The following is an 18,001-nucleotide window of genomic DNA, read 5'->3' on the forward strand; positions in this document are numbered from 1 at the left end:
ATGATTCGCTTTGAACATGTCAGCAAGGCCTATCTCGGTGGGAGACAAGCGCTGCAGGGAGTTACCTTCCATATGCAGCCTGGCGAGATGGCATTTCTGACCGGCCACTCCGGCGCGGGGAAAAGTACCCTGCTGAAGCTGATTTGTGGAATTGAACGGCCCAGCGCCGGGAAAATCTACTTCAGCGGGCATGACATCAGCCGTTTGAAAAACCGTGAAGTGCCGTTTCTGCGTCGTCAGATTGGCATGATTTTTCAGGATCACCACCTGTTGATGGACAGAACCGTGTTTGACAACGTGGCAATCCCGCTGATCATCGCGGGCGCCAGCGGGGACGATATTCGTCGTCGCGTGTCAGCGGCGCTGGATAAGGTCGGACTGTTGGACAAAGCGAAAAACTTCCCTATTCAGCTCTCCGGCGGTGAACAACAGCGCGTGGGCATCGCCCGTGCGGTGGTGAACAAACCGGCGGTATTGCTGGCGGATGAACCAACAGGGAACCTGGATGACGCGTTGTCGGAAGGGATCCTTCGCCTGTTTGAAGAGTTTAACCGCGTCGGGGTCACGGTATTAATGGCCACGCACGATATTGGCCTGATCTCCCGTCGCTCCTATCGCCAAATGGTTCTGAGCGATGGACATCTGCATGGAGGCCTGGCCCATGAATAGACGTGACGCTATTAATCAAATCAAACAGTTCGGTGGCCGACTGGATCGCTTCCGTAAATCGGGCGGCGCGCCGGGAGATGGCGGTCGTAACGCGCCAAAGCGGGCGAAAGCCGCGCCAAAGCCGAACTCGCGTAAAACCAATGTCTTTAACGAGCAGGTACGCTACGCGTTCCAGGGCGCGTTACAGGACCTGAAAAGCAAGCCGCTGGCGACGTTCCTGACGGTGATGGTTATTGCCATCTCCCTAACGCTGCCAAGCGTATGCTACATGGTTTATAAGAACGTCGATCATGCGGCAAGCCAGTATTATCCTTCTCCGCAGATCACCGTTTACCTGCAAAAAACGCTGGATGATGATGCAGCGGCGCGGGTAGTTGGTCAGTTGCAGGCCGAGCAGGGCGTGGAGAAAGTGAATTATCTTTCCCGCGATGACGCGCTGGGCGAATTCCGTAACTGGTCCGGCTTTGGCGGCGCGCTGGATATGCTGGAAGAGAACCCGCTACCGGCCGTGGCGGTGGTTATCCCGAAACTGGACTTCCAGGGCACGGAGTCGCTGAACACGCTGCGCGACCGTATCGCACAAATCAACGGTATTGATGAAGTGCGCATGGATGACAGCTGGTTTGCCCGTCTGGCGGCGCTGACTGGCCTTGTCGGACGCGTCTCCGCGATGATTGGCGTGCTGATGGTAGCGGCGGTCTTCCTCGTCATCGGTAACAGTGTGCGCCTGAGTATTTTTGCGCGTCGCGATACCATTAACGTGCAGAAACTGATTGGCGCGACGGATGGGTTTATCCTGCGTCCGTTCCTCTACGGCGGTGCGCTGCTCGGTTTTTCCGGCGCATTTCTTTCACTGATTTTGTCAGAAATTTTGGTGATGCGCCTGTCGTCAGCGGTTACTGAGGTGGCACAGGTTTTTGGAACTAAGTTTGATATCAACGGCTTATCATTCGACGAATGCCTGTTATTGCTGCTGGTGTGCTCGATGATTGGCTGGGTGGCAGCCTGGCTTGCCACGGTTCAACATTTACGCCACTTTACCCCCGATTAAAAAATCTCTGGTATAATCTTTCCCTGCACTGAGTAGTTCGCTCTGCAGGGAAAGAGTCCCTGTTATCTCTTCCCAGCGTATTCATTGTGATGTCACATTTTGTGCGTAATCTATACACATTACGACATGGAACTTGTGGATAAAATCACTGTCTGATAAAAGATTGAATGATATTCTCGTTGCTCATAAGCTCTGGCATGGTTGTTGCTATTGGTTTTAGCCAACGCGTCAGATGAAAAGATTGAGAGGATTTGAATGACCAAAGAAATGCAAAATTTAGCTTTAGCCCCTGTTGGTAACCTGGAATCTTACATCCGGGCTGCGAACGCGTGGCCGATGTTGTCGGCTGACGAGGAGCGGGCACTGGCTGAAAAGCTGCATTACCAGGGCGATCTGGAAGCAGCTAAAACGCTGATCCTGTCTCACCTGCGCTTTGTTGTTCATGTTGCTCGTAATTATGCGGGCTATGGCCTGCCGCAGGCGGATCTGATTCAGGAAGGCAATATCGGCCTGATGAAAGCCGTGCGCCGTTTCAACCCGGAAGTGGGTGTGCGCCTGGTTTCTTTCGCCGTGCACTGGATCAAAGCTGAGATCCACGAATACGTTCTGCGTAACTGGCGTATCGTAAAAGTCGCGACCACCAAAGCGCAGCGTAAGCTGTTCTTTAACCTGCGTAAAACCAAGCAGCGTCTGGGCTGGTTCAATCAGGACGAAGTTGAAATGGTTGCTCGTGAGCTGGGTGTTTCCAGCAAAGACGTGCGCGAAATGGAATCCCGTATGGCGGCGCAGGACATGACGTTTGACATGTCTTCAGACGACGAGTCTGACAGCCAGCCGATGGCACCGGTTCTGTATCTGCAGGATAAATCATCTAACTTTGCCGACGGCATTGAAGAAGATAACTGGGAAGATCAGGCCGCGAACAAACTGACCCACGCAATGGAGGGTCTGGACGAGCGTAGCCAGGACATCATTCGCGCCCGTTGGCTGGACGAAGACAACAAGTCGACGTTGCAGGAACTGGCCGATCGCTACGGCGTCTCTGCTGAACGTGTTCGTCAGCTTGAAAAGAACGCCATGAAAAAACTGCGTGCGGCGATCGAAGCGTAATCTTCCGCCGACCTGGAAATGCTGATAAACCCTGGATGAAAATCCGGGGTTTTTTGTTTTTATCTCTCCCTCTCCTCTGACGTTTATGCTATTTGTCATCAGGTTGTTATCTGCATGTCAAATTTAGCTATTCCAAAATAATAAAAATCGGGTATGTTTTAGCAGAGTATGCTGCTAAAGCACGGGTGGCTATCCAATAATCGAAATAAAGTGCTGAACAACAACATCACAACACACGTAATAACCACAATAATGGGGATTGTCAGGATGAATATGAAGGGTAAAGCGTTATTGGCAGGATGTATCGCCCTGTCTTTGAGCAATATGGCGTTTGCTAAGGATATTAAAGTTGCCGTCGTCGGGGCGATGTCTGGCCCGGTAGCACAATATGGCGATCAGGAATTTACCGGCGCAGAGCAGGCAATTGCGGATATCAACGCCAAGGGCGGCGTGAAAGGTGACAAACTGGTCATGGTGAAATATGACGATGCCTGTGACCCGAAACAAGCGGTAGCGGTTGCGAACAAAGTGGTCAACGACGGGATTAAATACGTAATCGGTCACCTGTGCTCTTCTTCCACTCAGCCTGCGTCAGACATCTATGAAGACGAAGGTATTCTGATGATCACTCCAGCGGCAACGGCGCCGGAGCTGACCGCGCGCGGCTATAGCCTGGTAATGCGTACCACTGGTCTGGATTCCGATCAGGGCCCAACGGCCGCCAAATATATCGTTGAAAAAGTGAAGCCGCAGCGCATCGCGATTATTCATGATAAGCAGCAGTACGGTGAAGGTCTGGCCCGCGCGGTGCAGGATGGCCTGAAAAAGGGTAACGCCAACGTGGTGTTCTTTGACGGGATCACCGCCGGGGAAAAAGATTTTTCTACGCTGGTGGCACGTTTGAAGAAAGAGAATATCGATTTCGTTTACTACGGCGGTTACCACCCGGAAATGGGGCAAATCCTGCGCCAGGCACGCGCCGCGGGTCTGAAAACCCAGTTTATGGGGCCAGAAGGTGTAGCGAACGTGTCGCTGTCTAACATCGCCGGTGAATCTGCAGAAGGCTTACTGGTAACGAAACCGAAGAACTACGACCAGGTTCCAGCGAACAAACCCATCGTAGATGCTATCAAAGCCAAGAAACAGGATCCGAGCGGCGCATTCGTATGGACCACCTACGCCGCGCTGCAATCTTTGCAGGCCGGTCTGAACCAGTCTGACGAACCGGCTGAAATTGCCAAGTATCTGAAAGCAAACTCAGTGGAAACCGTGATGGGGCCGCTGTCATGGGATGCGAAGGGCGACCTGAAAGGCTTCGAATTCGGCGTGTTTGACTGGCATGCAAACGGGACGGCGACAGACGCCAAGTGATTTTCCCGGCGCCTTTCGTGCCGCAGGTGTGTTGGCTGCGTTATTCAACCCCGGTCACTTACTTATGTAAGCTCCGGGGATTTTATAACTTGCCGCCTGCCTGCAACACAAAATTCTTGGGAAAATACTCATAATACAATTGGTTGGGGGCGGTTTTCTACCGTTTCTCCCAGCCATTCTCCTGGGCCGTAAACCCTAACACCTGCATAAATGCGGCCATCACGCTGCGGTCTTCAACGCCGACGTCGGCCATCCACCACGAACTCACGTCAGGGTTTTCCCGGATCACTTCTTCGATCAAATACTGCCCGACGCCGCGACGGCGGGTGATATCGCGCACGCGCAATGAATCCAGTGCGCCTTGTGTGCCGCTCAGGGTTACCCGCACGGCGCCTAACAGACGCTCGTTAAAGCGTGCGGCGTAGATCCGGTGCGTTTCATCTACGCTTAATGATGAGGCGGAATATTCCGGCCAGATTTTGCCCAGATCAATCAGGTCCTGGTCGCTAAAGTTATCTAAACGAACGATGGTCAGCTTCATTAACAGCATGTCCAAATCACAAAAGATGGAATCAGTGTACCGAAATAATTCGCCCGGATGCTTTCTCTTTTTAATGCGATTAACCAGGTTAATAGTTTTGTAACAACGACAATGACAGATTGAAACAGTAGAGATTGAAAAACAGGCAGGATAATACCCTGGAATGCAGCATTTTATTCCGCTCTTTGTGCCGTTATTTTATGCTGACAAATGCACTTTTTTTTGTTTATCTATAGTGAAAAGCAGAATATTATCTTTTCTTAATCGACTGAAAAATAGAGATTTTAGCCGTAATTTGCTTAAAAAACTGCGCTAAACCATTAACGAGACTGGTAAAAATAGTACAGTTCAAAAAAAGCACAGTCTGCTTTTTAACCACATAAATACAAAATATATACATCATCACGAATGGGGATTCAGGAAAATGAAACGGAATGCGAAAACAATCATCGCAGGGGTGATAGCTCTGGCAATGTCACACGCGGTCATGGCGGAGGATATCAAGGTCGCTGTTGTCGGGGCGATGTCAGGTCCGGTCGCGCAGTGGGGTGATATGGAATTTAATGGCGCACGTCAGGCCATTAAAGATATCAATGCCAAAGGCGGGGTCAAAGGCGACAAACTCGTTGCCGTCGAATATGACGACGCCTGCGATCCGAAACAGGCCGTTGCGGTAGCGAACAAAATCGTCAATGACGGCATTCAGTACGTTATTGGTCATCTGTGCTCATCCTCCACGCAGCCCGCATCAGATATCTATGAAGACGAAGGCATTCTGATGATTTCCCCGGGCGCGACCAACCCGGAACTTACCCAGCGCGGTTACGCACACATTATGCGTACAGCGGGCCTGGACTCCTCTCAGGGGCCGACCGCCGCGAAATACATTCTGGAGAAGGTGAAGCCGCAACGCATCGCCATCATTCACGATAAACAGCAATACGGTGAAGGCCTGGCGCGTTCAGTGCAGGAGAGCCTGAAAGCGGGCAAAGCCAATATCGTCTTCTTTGACGGGATCACTGCCGGGGAAAAAGATTTTTCTGCGCTGATCGCCCGCCTGAAAAAAGAAAATATCGATTTTGTTTATTACGGCGGCTACTACCCGGAAATGGGACAAATGCTGCGGCAGGCTCGCTCCGTCGGGCTGAATACCCAGTTTATGGGACCTGAGGGCGTGGGCAATGCGTCGCTGTCTAATATTGCCGGTGATGCCGCTGAAGGCATGCTGGTGACCATGCCAAAACGCTATGACCAGGATCCGGCGAATAAAGCTATCGTCGATGCGCTCAAAGCTGACAAGAAAGATCCAACCGGACCGTACGTGTGGATCACTTATGCAGCCGTCCAGTCATTGGCGACAGCAATGGATCGCAGCGGTAGCAAAGAGCCGTTGGATCTGGTGAAAGATCTGAAAGCACACGGGGCTGACACCGTGATTGGGCCGCTGAAATGGGACGAAAAAGGCGATTTGAAGGGATTTGAGTTTGGTGTCTTCCAGTGGCACGCGGACGGATCATCGACCGTCGCGAAGTAATAGCTGAAGACGAGTTATCCCACCGCCCGTGCAAAACGGGCGGGTTAAGAAAGGTTACCTTATGTCCGAGCAGTTCCTCTATTTCTTGCAGCAGATGTTTAACGGCGTCACGCTGGGAAGCACCTACGCGCTGATCGCTATCGGTTACACGATGGTGTACGGCATTATCGGCATGATCAACTTCGCCCATGGCGAGGTGTATATGATCGGCAGCTATGTCTCCTTTATGATCATCGCTGCGCTAATGATGATGGGTATTGATTCCAGCTGGCTACTGGTCGCGGCGGGCTTTGTCGGCGCGATTGTGATTGCCAGCGCCTACGGCTGGAGCATTGAACGCGTAGCGTATCGGCCCGTGCGCAGCTCTAAGCGCCTGATCGCGCTGATTTCCGCTATCGGGATGTCCATCTTCCTGCAAAACTATGTCAGCCTGACGGAAGGTTCGCGCGATGTGGCGCTGCCCAGCCTGTTTAACGGCCAGTGGACCGTCGGCAGTAGCGAAAACTTCTCTGCTTCCATCACCACCATGCAGTTGGTTATCTGGATTGTAACCTTCCTGGCGATGCTGGCGCTGACGCTGTTTATCCGTTACTCCCGTATGGGCCGTGCCTGCCGTGCCTGCGCGGAAGACCTGAAAATGGCCAGCCTGCTCGGCATAAATACCGATCGCGTGATTGCACTGACCTTTGTGATTGGCGCGGCAATGGCGGCGGTAGCGGGCGTACTGCTCGGCCAGTTCTACGGCGTAATTAACCCCTATATCGGCTTTATGGCCGGGATGAAAGCCTTTACTGCGGCGGTACTGGGCGGCATCGGCAGCATTCCTGGGGCGATGATCGGCGGTCTGATTCTGGGTGTCGCGGAAGCGCTCTCCTCTGCTTATCTGAGTACCGAATACAAAGACGTGGTTTCATTCGCGTTGCTGATTCTGGTGCTGCTGGTGATGCCGACCGGTATTCTGGGTCGCCCGGAGGTAGAGAAAGTATGAAACCGATGCATTTTGCAATGGCGCTGCTCTCTGCCGCTATGTTCTTCATCCTGGCGGGCGTCTTTATGGGCGTCCAGTTGGAGCTTGACGGCACCAAACTGGTGGTGGATACCGCCGCGGATATCCGCTGGCAGTGGGTGTTTATCGGCACTGGCGTGGTCTTTCTCTTCCAACTGTTGCGTCCAGCTTTCCAGAAGGGCCTGAAGAGTGTCTCCGGACCGAAGTTTATTCTGCCGGCGATTGATGGCTCCACCGTTAAACAGAAGCTGTTCCTGGTGGCGCTGCTGGTGATTGCCGTGGCGTGGCCGTTTATGGTGTCGCGCGGTACGGTTGATATTGCCACGCTGACGATGATTTATATCATCCTCGGCCTCGGCTTAAACGTGGTGGTGGGGCTTTCCGGTCTGCTGGTGCTGGGCTACGGCGGCTTCTATGCCATCGGTGCTTACACCTTCGCGCTGCTGAACCACTATTACGGACTCGGCTTCTGGACCTGTCTGCCGCTGGCGGGGCTGGTTTCCGCTGCTGCGGGCTTTATGCTCGGCTTCCCGGTACTGCGCCTGCGCGGTGACTATCTGGCGATTGTGACTTTAGGCTTCGGCGAAATCGTCCGTATCCTGCTGCTCAACAACACCGAAGTGACCGGTGGTCCGAACGGTATCAGCCAGATCCCGAAACCGACCTTTTTCGGTCTGGAGTTCAGCCGTACTGCCCGTGAAGGTGGCTGGGATACCTTCAGCAACTTCTTTAACGTGAAGTACGATCCCTCTGACCGCGTGATTTTCCTTTATCTGGTGGCGCTGCTGCTGGTGGTCTTCTCGCTGTTTGTCATCAACCGTCTGCTGCGTATGCCGTTGGGTCGTGCGTGGGAAGCGCTGCGCGAAGATGAAATAGCCTGTCGCTCGTTGGGCTTAAACCCTACGCGCATCAAGCTGACCGCTTTTACCATCAGCGCCGCGTTTGCCGGTTTTGCCGGTACGTTGTTTGCCGCGCGTCAGGGTTTTGTCAGCCCGGAATCCTTCACCTTTGCCGAGTCGGCCTTTGTGCTGGCGATTGTGGTACTGGGCGGAATGGGCTCACAGTTCGCAGTGATCCTCGCGGCCATCCTGCTGGTGGTGTCACGCGAGCTGATGCGTGATTTCAATGAATACAGCATGTTAATGCTGGGTGGTTTAATGGTACTGATGATGATCTGGCGTCCGCAGGGCTTGTTGCCGATGACCCGTCCGCAGTTGAAGCTGAAAAACGGGGAAGCAAAAGGAGAGCAGGCATGAGTCAGCCATTATTATCCGTCAACGGCCTGATGATGCGCTTCGGCGGTCTGCTGGCGGTAAACAACGTTGAACTGGAGCTGAGACCACAGGAGATCGTCTCGTTAATCGGGCCAAACGGCGCGGGAAAAACCACGGTCTTTAACTGCCTGACCGGTTTTTATAAGCCGACGGGTGGGACGATTAAGCTGCGCGACCAGCATCTGGAAGGGCTGCCGGGTCAGCAAATTGCGCGGATGGGTGTGGTGCGTACTTTCCAGCACGTGCGTCTGTTTCGCGAGATGACGGTGATTGAAAACCTGCTGGTGGCGCAACATCAGCAGCTGAAAACCGGCGTCTTCTCCGGCCTGTTGAAAACCCCGTCGTTCCGTCGCGCGCAGAGTGAAGCGTTGGATCGCGCTGCCACCTGGCTGGAGCGTATTGGTTTGCTGGAGCACGCCAACCGTCAGGCCAGTAACCTGGCCTACGGCGACCAGCGCCGTCTGGAGATTGCACGTTGCATGGTGACCCAGCCGGAAATCCTGATGCTCGACGAACCCGCCGCAGGCCTCAACCCGAAAGAGACCAAAGAGCTGGACGAGCTGATTGCTGAACTGCGTAACCATCACAACACCACTATTTTGTTGATTGAGCACGACATGAAGCTGGTGATGGGTATTTCCGACCGTATTTACGTGGTGAATCAGGGCACGCCGCTGGCGAACGGGACGCCGGAACAGATTCGTAACAACCCGGACGTGATCCGCGCCTATTTAGGTGAAGCATAATGGTGGTGACGCATAATATGGAAAAAGTCATGTTGTCCTTTGACAAAGTCAGCGCCCACTACGGCAAGATACAGGCGCTGCACGACGTCAGCTTGTATATCAATCAGGGTGAAATCGTGACGCTTATCGGCGCCAACGGCGCGGGAAAAACCACGCTGCTTGGTACGCTGTGCGGCGATCCGCGAGCGACAAGTGGGCGAATTGTCTTTGATGGTAAAGACATTACCGACTGGCAGACGGCGAAAATCATGCGCGAAGCGGTAGCGATTGTTCCGGAAGGGCGTCGCGTGTTTTCCCGCATGACGGTGGAAGAGAACCTGGCGATGGGCGGCTTCTTTGCCGAAAAGGACCAGTTTCAGGAACGCATCAAGTGGGTGTATGACCTGTTTCCCCGCCTGCATGAACGTCGAATTCAGCGTGCGGGCACGATGTCCGGCGGTGAACAGCAGATGCTGGCGATAGGCCGTGCGCTGATGAGTCAGCCGCGGCTGCTGCTGCTTGATGAGCCGTCGCTGGGTCTGGCGCCGATTATCATCCAGCAGATCTTCAACACCATCGAACAACTGCGCGAGCAGGGGATGACAATCTTCCTCGTCGAACAGAACGCTAACCAGGCGCTGAAGCTCGCCGATCGCGGCTACGTGCTGGAAAACGGTCATGTGGTGCTGGAAGACACCGGTGATGCGTTACTGGCTAACGAAGCAGTGCGCAGCGCGTATCTGGGCGGTTAACATTCTCTGAATGGACAAGGGGGCCTGATATGGCCCCTTTTTATTGCTCTATGTTATTATTGAGAATAGTTATCAATAATAAAAGTGAACATGGAGAAAGGATGATACGTTCCGGTATCTGCATGATGATTGGCGGTTTGTTTTGGACGCTTTCATCAAATACCCTGGCCTTAACACCGCCAGCGTTCGACCCGCGCGACCCTTCAATCTGGGAAGAGAAACCGGACAACTCGTTAGCCCAGTCCAGCTCGCCCTGTGAAGTGTTCACCACCTCTGTCTGCCCGGGCTGGGAAGATGAGAAATCGGATATTCAGCGCGAACGTGAGCGGCGGGAACAGCAGCGTTTACAGAATGAATATGAACGACGCTGGCGTAAAGATTAATGTTCTTTGCTGGCTGCAACAGATAACGTCATCCTGGCCGGGTAAGACATAGCGCTACCCGGCTTTGTTGTGCACCACCCCGCATTTTCCTGTCACTACGCTTTCACCGCCTTGCCATCTGTTTGTCGCCTTACTATCTTTTTTTTGTAATAAAAAAGTTATTTTTCTGTCATTCGAGCATGTCATGTTACCCCCGCGAGCATAAAACGCGTGATATCGCGCATCCGGCACAACAAGAGAGATAACCGATGATATCGTTACGACATACAGCTTTAGGACTGGCACTTAGCCTGGCGTTTGCAGGTCAGGCTCTGGCCGTCACCACTATCCCGTTCTGGCACTCAATGGAAGGTGAACTGGGTAAAGAAGTTGATTCACTGGCGCAACGTTTTAATGCCGCCAATCCCGACTACAAAATTGTTCCGCAGTACAAAGGCAACTACGAGCAGAGCCTGAGCGCAGGTATTGCGGCTTTCCGTACCGGAAACGCACCTGCGCTACTGCAGGTTTATGAAGTGGGCACGGCAACGATGATGGCCTCGAAAGCCATTAAACCGGTCTATGAAGTATTCAAAGAGGCTGGTATTAACTTCGATGAGTCTCAGTTCGTGCCGACGGTTTCCGGTTATTACACCGACTCTAAAAGCGGACACTTACTCTCCCAGCCGTTTAACAGCTCCACGCCGGTGCTGTACTACAACAAAGATGCCTTCAAAAAAGCCGGTTTAGACCCTGAGCAGCCGCCAAAAACCTGGCAGGATCTGGCGGAATACACCGCGAAGCTGAAAGCAGCAGGCATGAAGTGCGGCTACGCCAGCGGCTGGCAGGGATGGATTCAGATTGAAAACTTCAGCGCCTGGAATGGTCTGCCGGTAGCCACCAAAAACAACGGCTTTGACGGTACTGACGCGGTGCTGGAATTCAATAAACCGGAACAGGTGAAACATATCGCCCTGCTGGAAGAGTTGAACAAAAAAGGGGATTTCAGCTACTTCGGGCGTAAAGACGAGTCTACCGAGAAGTTCTATAACGGGGATTGTGCCATTACCACTGCCTCTTCCGGTTCTCTGGCTGACATCCGCCACTACGCCAAATTCAACTATGGCGTCGGCATGATGCCGTACGATGCCAATGTGAAGGGCGCGCCGCAGAACGCGATTATCGGGGGGGCCAGCCTGTGGGTGATGCAGGGTAAAGACAAAGCAACCTACGAAGGTGTGGCGCAGTTCCTCAACTTCCTGGCGAAGCCTGAAGTTGCTGCCGAATGGCACCAGAAGACCGGCTACCTGCCCATTACCACCGCCGCGTACGACTTGACCCGCGAGCAGGGCTTCTATGATAAGAACCCTGGGGCTGATATCGCCACCCGCCAGATGCTGAACAAGCCACCGTTGCCGTTCACCAAAGGGCTGCGTCTGGGCAACATGCCGCAGATCCGCACCATCGTAGATGAAGAGCTGGAAAGCGTCTGGACCGGGAAGAAAACCCCGCAGCAGGCGCTGGATGCTGCCGTTGAGCGTGGCAATCAGTTACTGCGCCGCTTTGAGCAATCGACTAAATCGTAATGTGAAATGCCGGGTGGCGGCTGCGACTCACCCGGCCTACAAATGCGTATAGTTTGTAGGCCGGATACGGTGTTTGCACCGCAATCTGGCACCTTCCAGGAAAAGAACCTACATGTCTTCATCCCGTCCGGTGTTCCGCTCGCGCTGGCTTCCCTATTTGCTGGTGGCCCCGCAGTTGGTTATCACCGTTATTTTCTTTATCTGGCCCGCCGGTGAAGCGCTGTGGTACTCACTACAATCCGTTGATCCGTTTGGTCTTTCTAGCCAGTTTGTCGGACTGGAAAACTTTATCGCGCTGTTTCATGACCCGTACTACCTTGATTCATTCTGGACCACCATTAAGTTCAGTACGTTAGTCACGGTAAGCGGTTTGCTGGTGTCGTTATTTTTTGCGGCGCTGGTGAATTACGTGGTGCGCGGCAGCCGTTTTTACCAGACGCTGATGCTGTTGCCTTACGCCGTCGCGCCCGCCGTCGCCGCCGTATTGTGGATCTTCCTGTTTAACCCAGGGCGCGGGCTGATTACCCATTTTCTCGGTGAGTTTGGCTATGACTGGAACCATGCGCAAAACAGCGGTCAGGCGATGTTTCTGGTGGTGTTTGCGTCGGTCTGGAAGCAGATTAGTTACAACTTCCTGTTCTTCTTTGCCGCACTACAGTCTATTCCGCGGTCGCTGATTGAAGCCGCCGCGATTGATGGTGCGGGACCGGTTCGCCGCTTCTTTAAGCTGGCGCTGCCGCTGATTGCACCGGTCAGCTTCTTTCTGCTGGTGGTGAATCTGGTTTATGCCTTCTTTGATACCTTCCCGGTGATCGATGCCGCCACGGCGGGTGGGCCGGTACAGGCGACCACTACGTTGATTTATAAGATCTATCGCGAAGGCTTTGTCGGGCTGGATCTCTCCGCCTCGGCCGCCCAATCGGTAGTGCTGATGTTCCTGGTCATTATTTTGACGGTGGTGCAGTTCCGCTATGTGGAAAGTAAGGTGCGTTACCAATGATTGAGAATCGTCGTGGGCTGACAATATTCAGCCATGCCATGTTGATTATGGGGATCATGGTGATCCTGTTTCCGCTGTACGTCGCGTTTGTCGCGGCGACGCTGGATAACAAAGCAGTCTTTGAAACGCCGATGACGCTGGTTCCCGGCACACAACTGCTGGAAAACATGAAATACATCTGGGTCAACGGCGTGGGCGTTAACAGCGCGCCGTTCTGGCTGATGATGCTCAACAGTTTCATCATGGCGTTCAGTATTACAGTAGGGAAAATCACCGTCTCTATGCTCTCCGCATTCGCCATCGTCTGGTTCCGCTTTCCACTGCGTAACCTGTTCTTCTGGATGATTTTTATCACGCTGATGCTGCCGGTCGAGGTGCGTATTTTCCCGACGGTGGAAGTGATCGCCAACCTGAAAATGCTCGACAGCTATGCGGGTCTGACGCTGCCGTTAATGGCATCGGCGACTGCGACGTTCCTGTTCCGGCAGTTTTTTATGACCCTGCCGGATGAACTGGTTGAGGCGGCGCGTATTGACGGCGCGTCACCGATGCGTTTTTTCCGCGATATTGTACTACCGCTGTCAAAAACCAATCTGGCGGCGCTGTTTGTGATCACCTTTATCTACGGCTGGAACCAGTATTTGTGGCCGTTGTTAATTATTACCGATGTCAATTTGGGCACTGCGGTGGCAGGTATCAAAGGCATGATTGCTACTGGTGAAGGCACCACGCAGTGGAATCAGGTAATGGCAGCCATGCTGCTGACGCTCATCCCTCCGGTAATCATCGTGTTAGCCATGCAGCGTGCCTTCGTACGTGGCCTGGTCGATAGTGAGAAATAAAAATGGCTGGTTTAAAACTACAGGCAGTAACCAAAAGCTGGGACGGCAAAACCCAGGTGATTAAACCGCTGACACTGGATGTCGCGGACGGAGAATTTATCGTGATGGTTGGCCCATCCGGCTGCGGTAAGTCAACGCTGCTACGGATGGTGGCCGGGCTTGAACGGGTGAGCGGCGGCGATATCTGGATTGATAATAAACGCGTCACCGAAATGGAGCCTAAGGATCGCGGCATTGCGATGGTCTTTCAGAACTACGCGCTCTACCCACATATGAGCGTGGAAGAAAATATGGCCTGGGGGCTGAAAATCCGCGGGATGGGCAAGGAGCATATTGCCGAACGGGTGAAAGAGGCGGCGCGAATTCTCGAGCTGGGTGAACTGCTCAAGCGTCGTCCGCGCGAGCTTTCTGGCGGTCAGCGCCAGCGTGTGGCGATGGGGCGGGCGATTGTCCGTGACCCAGCGGTATTCCTGTTTGATGAGCCTCTGTCTAACCTCGATGCCAAGCTGCGCGTACAGATGCGTCTGGAGTTACAACATCTGCATCGCCGACTGAAAACCACCTCACTGTATGTGACGCACGATCAGGTTGAAGCGATGACCCTCGCCCAGCGGGTGATGGTGATGAACAACGGCATTGCCGAGCAGATCGGCACGCCGGTTGAGGTATATGAAAAGCCTGCCAGCCGCTTTGTGGCGAGTTTTATCGGCAGCCCGGCGATGAATCTGCTGGACGGGCGCATCAGCGCCTCGGGCACCCATTTTGAGCTGGATGACGGCATGACGTTGCCCCTCGGCAGAAGCGCGAGGGAGTCTGGTGGGCGCAACATGACGTTGGGTATCCGCCCGGAGCATATTGCGCTAAGCTCGCAGGCTGAAGGCGGCGTGCCGTTGGTCGTCGACACGCTGGAAATGCTGGGAGCGGATAACCTGGCACACGGACGTTGGGGTGAGCAAAAGCTGGTGGTGCGACTGGCGCATCAGCATCGCCCGACGGCAGGCAGCACGCTGTGGCTGCATCTGCCAGAAAATCATCTGCATCTTTTTGATGGCGAAACAGGACAACGCGTATGAGTAACTGGCCTTACCCCCATATCGTCGCCCATCGCGGCGGCGGTAAGCTGGCACCGGAAAACACCCTGGCGGCGATCGACATGGGGGCGCGATACGGGCATACCATGATTGAGTTTGACGCTAAATTGTCGAAAGACGGTGAGATCTTCTTGCTGCATGACGACAACCTGGAACGCACCAGCAATGGTTGGGGTGTGGCAGGCGAGCTGAACTGGCAGGATTTATTGCGCGTGGACGCCGGTGGCTGGTTTAGCGGTGAGTTTAAAGGCGAACCGCTACCGCTGCTCTCGCAAGTGGCCGAGCGCTGCCGTCAGCACGGTATGATGGCGAATATTGAAATTAAACCCACCACCGGCACCGGAACGTTAACCGGCAAAGCCGTAGCGCTGGCCGCTCGGGAACTGTGGGCGGGAATGACACCACCGCTGTTGTCATCCTTTGAAATTGACGCGCTTGCAGCGGCGCAGCAGGCGGCGCCTGAACTGCCGAGAGGCTTACTGCTTGATGAGTGGCGCGAGGACTGGCGTGAGCTGACAACGCGGCTGGGTTGTGTCTCTATTCATCTTAATCACAAGCTGCTGGATGAAGCGCGCGTGGATGCGCTGCGCGACGCAGGACTGCGTATTCTGGTGTATACCGTCAACCGACCCCAGCGCGCGGCGGAACTGCTACGCTGGGGAGTGGACTGCATCTGTACCGATGCCATTGATACGATTGGTCCGGATTTCCAGCCCTGTTAAGGCCCAATTGTTTTTAACGGAACGTTAGGCTGCGGCGTGCTGGAGGGCTTCAGCATGTCGCCGTTCTTTTTCTCCGACAGCATATGTTGCTTATTCAGCGAGCTGTCCGGGTTACGGGTTCCACTTAACATTCCACCGTTGCTGTTGGGCAGCATTTGCTGCTGGCTGGAATTAAACTCTCCAGGCTGAGACTGAAGGACGCGCTGGGAGTTGGAATTGATTTGGTTTTCCATATGCTGTTGTTGCATACGCGTCTGCGTTTGCAACTGCTGATTGAGCATCCCTTTCTGCTGAATCTGCTGCGATTGCATTTGGGTTTGCATACGCTGCTGGCTCGGGATCTGATAACCGGGTTGATTCGGGTTATTCATGGTGTTGATGGGCTGTGCAAAGCCTGCAAACGGCAACAGCATGGCTAAAAGTAAGAGTCGTTTCATCGCTTTTCTCCTCTCGGGGATCTCTTAAGTTTACTCCTTTCTCGCCGTTACGATGATTATTTCAGAGTTATGCACCAGGCTTAGTGGGGGCTGACCCCCATACATCTGGAGAATAACGATGATAAAACCGACGTTTTTACGCCGGGTAGCCATTGCTGCTCTGCTCTCAGGAAGTTGTTTTAGCGTTGCTGCCGCTCCGGCTGCACCGCCGCCGGTATCATACGGTGTTGAGGAGGATGTGTTCCATCCCGTGCGCGCGCAGCAGGGGATGGTGGCCTCCGTGGATGCGCTTGCCACTCAGGTGGGGGTGGATATTCTTAAACAGGGTGGGAATGCTGTCGATGCCGCCGTGGCCGTTGGCTACGCGCTGGCGGTGACGCATCCCCAGGCGGGCAATCTGGGCGGTGGCGGTTTTATGCTGCTGCGTACCAAAGACGGTAACACCACGGCGATTGATTTTCGCGAAATGGCCCCTGCTGGCGCGACCCGCGACATGTTCCTTGATGAGCAGGGCAACGCCGATGCGAAAAAGTCGCTGACGTCGCATCTGGCATCCGGTACGCCGGGTACCGTCGCGGGTTTCTCGCTGGCGCTGGAGAAATACGGCACGATGCCGCTGAACAAAGTGGTACGTCCGGCGATGAAGCTGGCGGAAGAGGGCTTTGTGGTTAATGACGCACTGGCCGACGATCTGAAAACCTATGGCAGTGAAGTGCTCCCTAATCACGAGAACAGCAAAGCCATTTTCTGGAAAGACGGCGAGCCACTGAAAAAAGGCGATAAGCTGGTACAAAAGAACCTGGCGAAAAGTCTGGAAATGATTGCCGAAAGCGGCCCGGATGCGTTTTATAAAGGCGCTATTGCCGATCAGATCGCCGGGGAAATGCAGAAGAACGGTGGGCTGATGACCAAAGAGGACTTAGCCAGCTATAAAGCCGTGGAGCGTACGCCGATTAGCGGTGACTATCGCGGGTATCAGGTCTTCTCCATGCCGCCGCCGTCCTCTGGCGGTATTCACATCGTGCAGATCCTCAATATTCTTGAAAACTTTGATATGAAGAAGTACGGGTTTGGCAGCGCCGACGCCATGCAGGTCATGGCTGAAGCGGAGAAATATGCCTACGCTGACCGCTCGGAGTATCTGGGCGATCCCGATTTTGTGAAAGTGCCATGGCAGGCTCTGACCAACAAAGCCTATGCTAAAACGCTTGCCGATCAGATTGATATCAACAAGGCTAAGCCTTCCAGCCAGATTAAACCTGGCAAGCTCGCCCCGTATGAAAGCAATCAGACCACTCACTTCTCGGTGGTGGATAAAGACGGCAATGCCGTGGCGGTGACCTATACCCTGAATACCACCTTCGGGACCGGTATTGTGGCGGGTAACACTGGCATTCTGCTCAATAATGAAATGGACGACTTCTCTGCCAAGCCGGGCGTACCGAACGTATACGGTCTGGTAGGCGGCGATGCCAACGCGGTCGGACCGAAGAAGCGTCCGCTGTCATCTATGTCGCCGACTATCGTGGTAAAAGATGGGAAAACCTGGCTGGTTACCGGCAGCCCAGGCGGGAGCCGAATTATCACTACTGTGTTGCAAATGGTGGTCAACAGCATTGATTTCGGGATGAACGTCGCCGAAGCGACCAACGCACCACGCTTCCATCATCAGTGGTTGCCGGATGAGCTTCGTATTGAGAAGGGCTTCAGCCCGGATACAATCAAGCTGCTGGAGCAAAAAGGACAGAAAGTGGCGTTGAAAGAAGCGATGGGCAGCACGCAGAGCATTATGGTTGGACCGGATGGCGCACTGTATGGCGCGTCCGACCCGCGTTCCGTGGATGATTTAACGGCGGGTTACTGAGGATAACGGCCCTCTTCGCTGGAAGAGGGCCGGTTTGGAAGGCCCAATGGCAGTTATTATAATT

18 protein-coding genes are annotated in these 18,001 nt (G+C 53.9%); 16 read left to right on the forward strand and 2 right to left on the reverse strand.

Annotated elements, in window-relative coordinates:
- The 4 genes from ftsE (at position 1) to livJ (ending at position 4,201) form a co-directional block, all read left to right on the forward strand.
- The gene (ftsE, locus tag HV037_RS01390) at positions 1–669 is read left to right on the forward strand and encodes a cell division ATP-binding protein FtsE (RefSeq protein WP_003023420.1); all 669 of its coding nucleotides are present in this window, start codon (positions 1–3) and stop codon (positions 667–669) included.
- The gene (gene ftsX, locus HV037_RS01395; RefSeq protein WP_016154839.1) at positions 662–1,720 is read left to right on the forward strand and encodes a permease-like cell division protein FtsX; all 1,059 of its coding nucleotides are present in this window, start codon (positions 662–664) and stop codon (positions 1,718–1,720) included. The genes ftsE and ftsX overlap by 8 nt, the downstream gene beginning before the upstream one ends.
- A 255-nt stretch (positions 1,721–1,975) precedes the next feature.
- On the forward strand, positions 1,976–2,830 hold the full coding sequence (gene rpoH / locus HV037_RS01400; protein WP_003023425.1) for an RNA polymerase sigma factor RpoH: 855 nt from the start codon (positions 1,976–1,978) through the stop codon (positions 2,828–2,830).
- Positions 2,831–3,097: 267 nt separating this feature from the next.
- The gene (livJ, locus tag HV037_RS01405) at positions 3,098–4,201 is read left to right on the forward strand and encodes a branched chain amino acid ABC transporter substrate-binding protein LivJ (RefSeq protein ID WP_146053224.1); all 1,104 of its coding nucleotides are present in this window, start codon (positions 3,098–3,100) and stop codon (positions 4,199–4,201) included.
- A 157-nt stretch (positions 4,202–4,358) separates the two neighbouring features.
- Here livJ and panM read toward each other — a convergent pair whose 3' ends face one another.
- Complete coding sequence (gene panM / locus HV037_RS01410; RefSeq protein ID WP_016154837.1) at positions 4,359–4,742, reverse strand: aspartate 1-decarboxylase autocleavage activator PanM; 384 nt, start codon at positions 4,740–4,742, stop codon at positions 4,359–4,361.
- A 424-nt stretch (positions 4,743–5,166) separates the two neighbouring features.
- On the opposite strand from panM, the gene livK reads away from it, so the two are divergent.
- The 11 genes from livK to ugpQ all read left to right on the forward strand — a co-directional run bounded on the left by livK (position 5,167) and on the right by ugpQ (position 15,636).
- A complete protein-coding gene (livK, locus tag HV037_RS01415; RefSeq protein ID WP_047415930.1) occupies positions 5,167–6,276 on the forward strand; it encodes a high-affinity branched-chain amino acid ABC transporter substrate-binding protein LivK in 1,110 nt (369 codons plus the stop codon).
- Between the two features lie 61 nt (positions 6,277–6,337).
- Positions 6,338–7,264 (forward strand): high-affinity branched-chain amino acid ABC transporter permease LivH, encoded by a 927-nt coding sequence (gene livH, locus HV037_RS01420; protein WP_003023435.1) that lies wholly within the window; start codon positions 6,338–6,340, stop codon positions 7,262–7,264.
- Entirely contained in the window at positions 7,261–8,538 is a 1,278-nt protein-coding gene (gene livM, locus HV037_RS01425; RefSeq protein ID WP_016154835.1) for a branched chain amino acid ABC transporter permease LivM, read from the forward strand. The genes livH and livM overlap by 4 nt, the downstream gene beginning before the upstream one ends.
- On the forward strand, positions 8,535–9,302 hold the full coding sequence (livG, locus tag HV037_RS01430; protein ID WP_003023438.1) for a high-affinity branched-chain amino acid ABC transporter ATP-binding protein LivG: 768 nt from the start codon (positions 8,535–8,537) through the stop codon (positions 9,300–9,302). Before livM ends, livG begins: the two co-directional genes overlap by 4 nt.
- A 17-nt stretch (positions 9,303–9,319) precedes the next feature.
- Entirely contained in the window at positions 9,320–10,033 is a 714-nt protein-coding gene (gene livF / locus HV037_RS01435; protein WP_085951092.1) for a high-affinity branched-chain amino acid ABC transporter ATP-binding protein LivF, read from the forward strand.
- Positions 10,034–10,134: 101 nt separating this feature from the next.
- Positions 10,135–10,416, forward strand: coding sequence for a hypothetical protein (locus HV037_RS01440; RefSeq protein ID WP_046274511.1), 282 nt, complete (start codon positions 10,135–10,137; stop codon positions 10,414–10,416).
- Between the two features lie 248 nt (positions 10,417–10,664).
- On the forward strand, positions 10,665–11,981 hold the full coding sequence (ugpB, locus tag HV037_RS01445; protein ID WP_103283362.1) for a sn-glycerol-3-phosphate ABC transporter substrate-binding protein UgpB: 1,317 nt from the start codon (positions 10,665–10,667) through the stop codon (positions 11,979–11,981).
- A 112-nt stretch (positions 11,982–12,093) separates the two neighbouring features.
- A complete protein-coding gene (gene ugpA, locus HV037_RS01450; protein ID WP_016154830.1) occupies positions 12,094–12,981 on the forward strand; it encodes a sn-glycerol-3-phosphate ABC transporter permease UgpA in 888 nt (295 codons plus the stop codon).
- Positions 12,978–13,823 carry a sn-glycerol-3-phosphate ABC transporter permease UgpE gene (gene ugpE, locus HV037_RS01455; RefSeq protein WP_003023450.1) on the forward strand — a complete coding sequence of 282 codons (846 nt, stop codon included), beginning with the start codon at positions 12,978–12,980 and terminating at the stop codon, positions 13,821–13,823. The genes ugpA and ugpE overlap by 4 nt, the downstream gene beginning before the upstream one ends.
- A 2-nt stretch (positions 13,824–13,825) precedes the next feature.
- Complete coding sequence (locus tag HV037_RS01460) at positions 13,826–14,896, forward strand: sn-glycerol-3-phosphate import ATP-binding protein UgpC (protein WP_103283363.1); 1,071 nt, start codon at positions 13,826–13,828, stop codon at positions 14,894–14,896.
- Positions 14,893–15,636 (forward strand): glycerophosphodiester phosphodiesterase, encoded by a 744-nt coding sequence (gene ugpQ / locus HV037_RS01465; protein ID WP_019078127.1) that lies wholly within the window; start codon positions 14,893–14,895, stop codon positions 15,634–15,636. Before HV037_RS01460 ends, ugpQ begins: the two co-directional genes overlap by 4 nt.
- Here the strand turns inward: ugpQ and HV037_RS01470 are convergent.
- A complete protein-coding gene (locus HV037_RS01470; RefSeq protein ID WP_016157658.1) occupies positions 15,633–16,073 on the reverse strand; it encodes a DUF2756 family protein in 441 nt (146 codons plus the stop codon). The genes ugpQ and HV037_RS01470 overlap by 4 nt on opposite strands.
- Before the next feature lie 118 nt (positions 16,074–16,191).
- Between HV037_RS01470 and ggt the strand changes: the two genes are divergently transcribed.
- Positions 16,192–17,937 carry a gamma-glutamyltransferase gene (gene ggt / locus HV037_RS01475; protein ID WP_046274514.1) on the forward strand — a complete coding sequence of 582 codons (1,746 nt, stop codon included), beginning with the start codon at positions 16,192–16,194 and terminating at the stop codon, positions 17,935–17,937.
- Positions 17,938–18,001: the final 64 nt, after the last annotated feature.

The sequence above is a fragment of the Citrobacter sp. RHBSTW-00017 genome (assembly GCF_013797615.1).
GTDB classification, from domain to species: Bacteria; Pseudomonadota; Gammaproteobacteria; order Enterobacterales; family Enterobacteriaceae; genus Citrobacter; species Citrobacter braakii.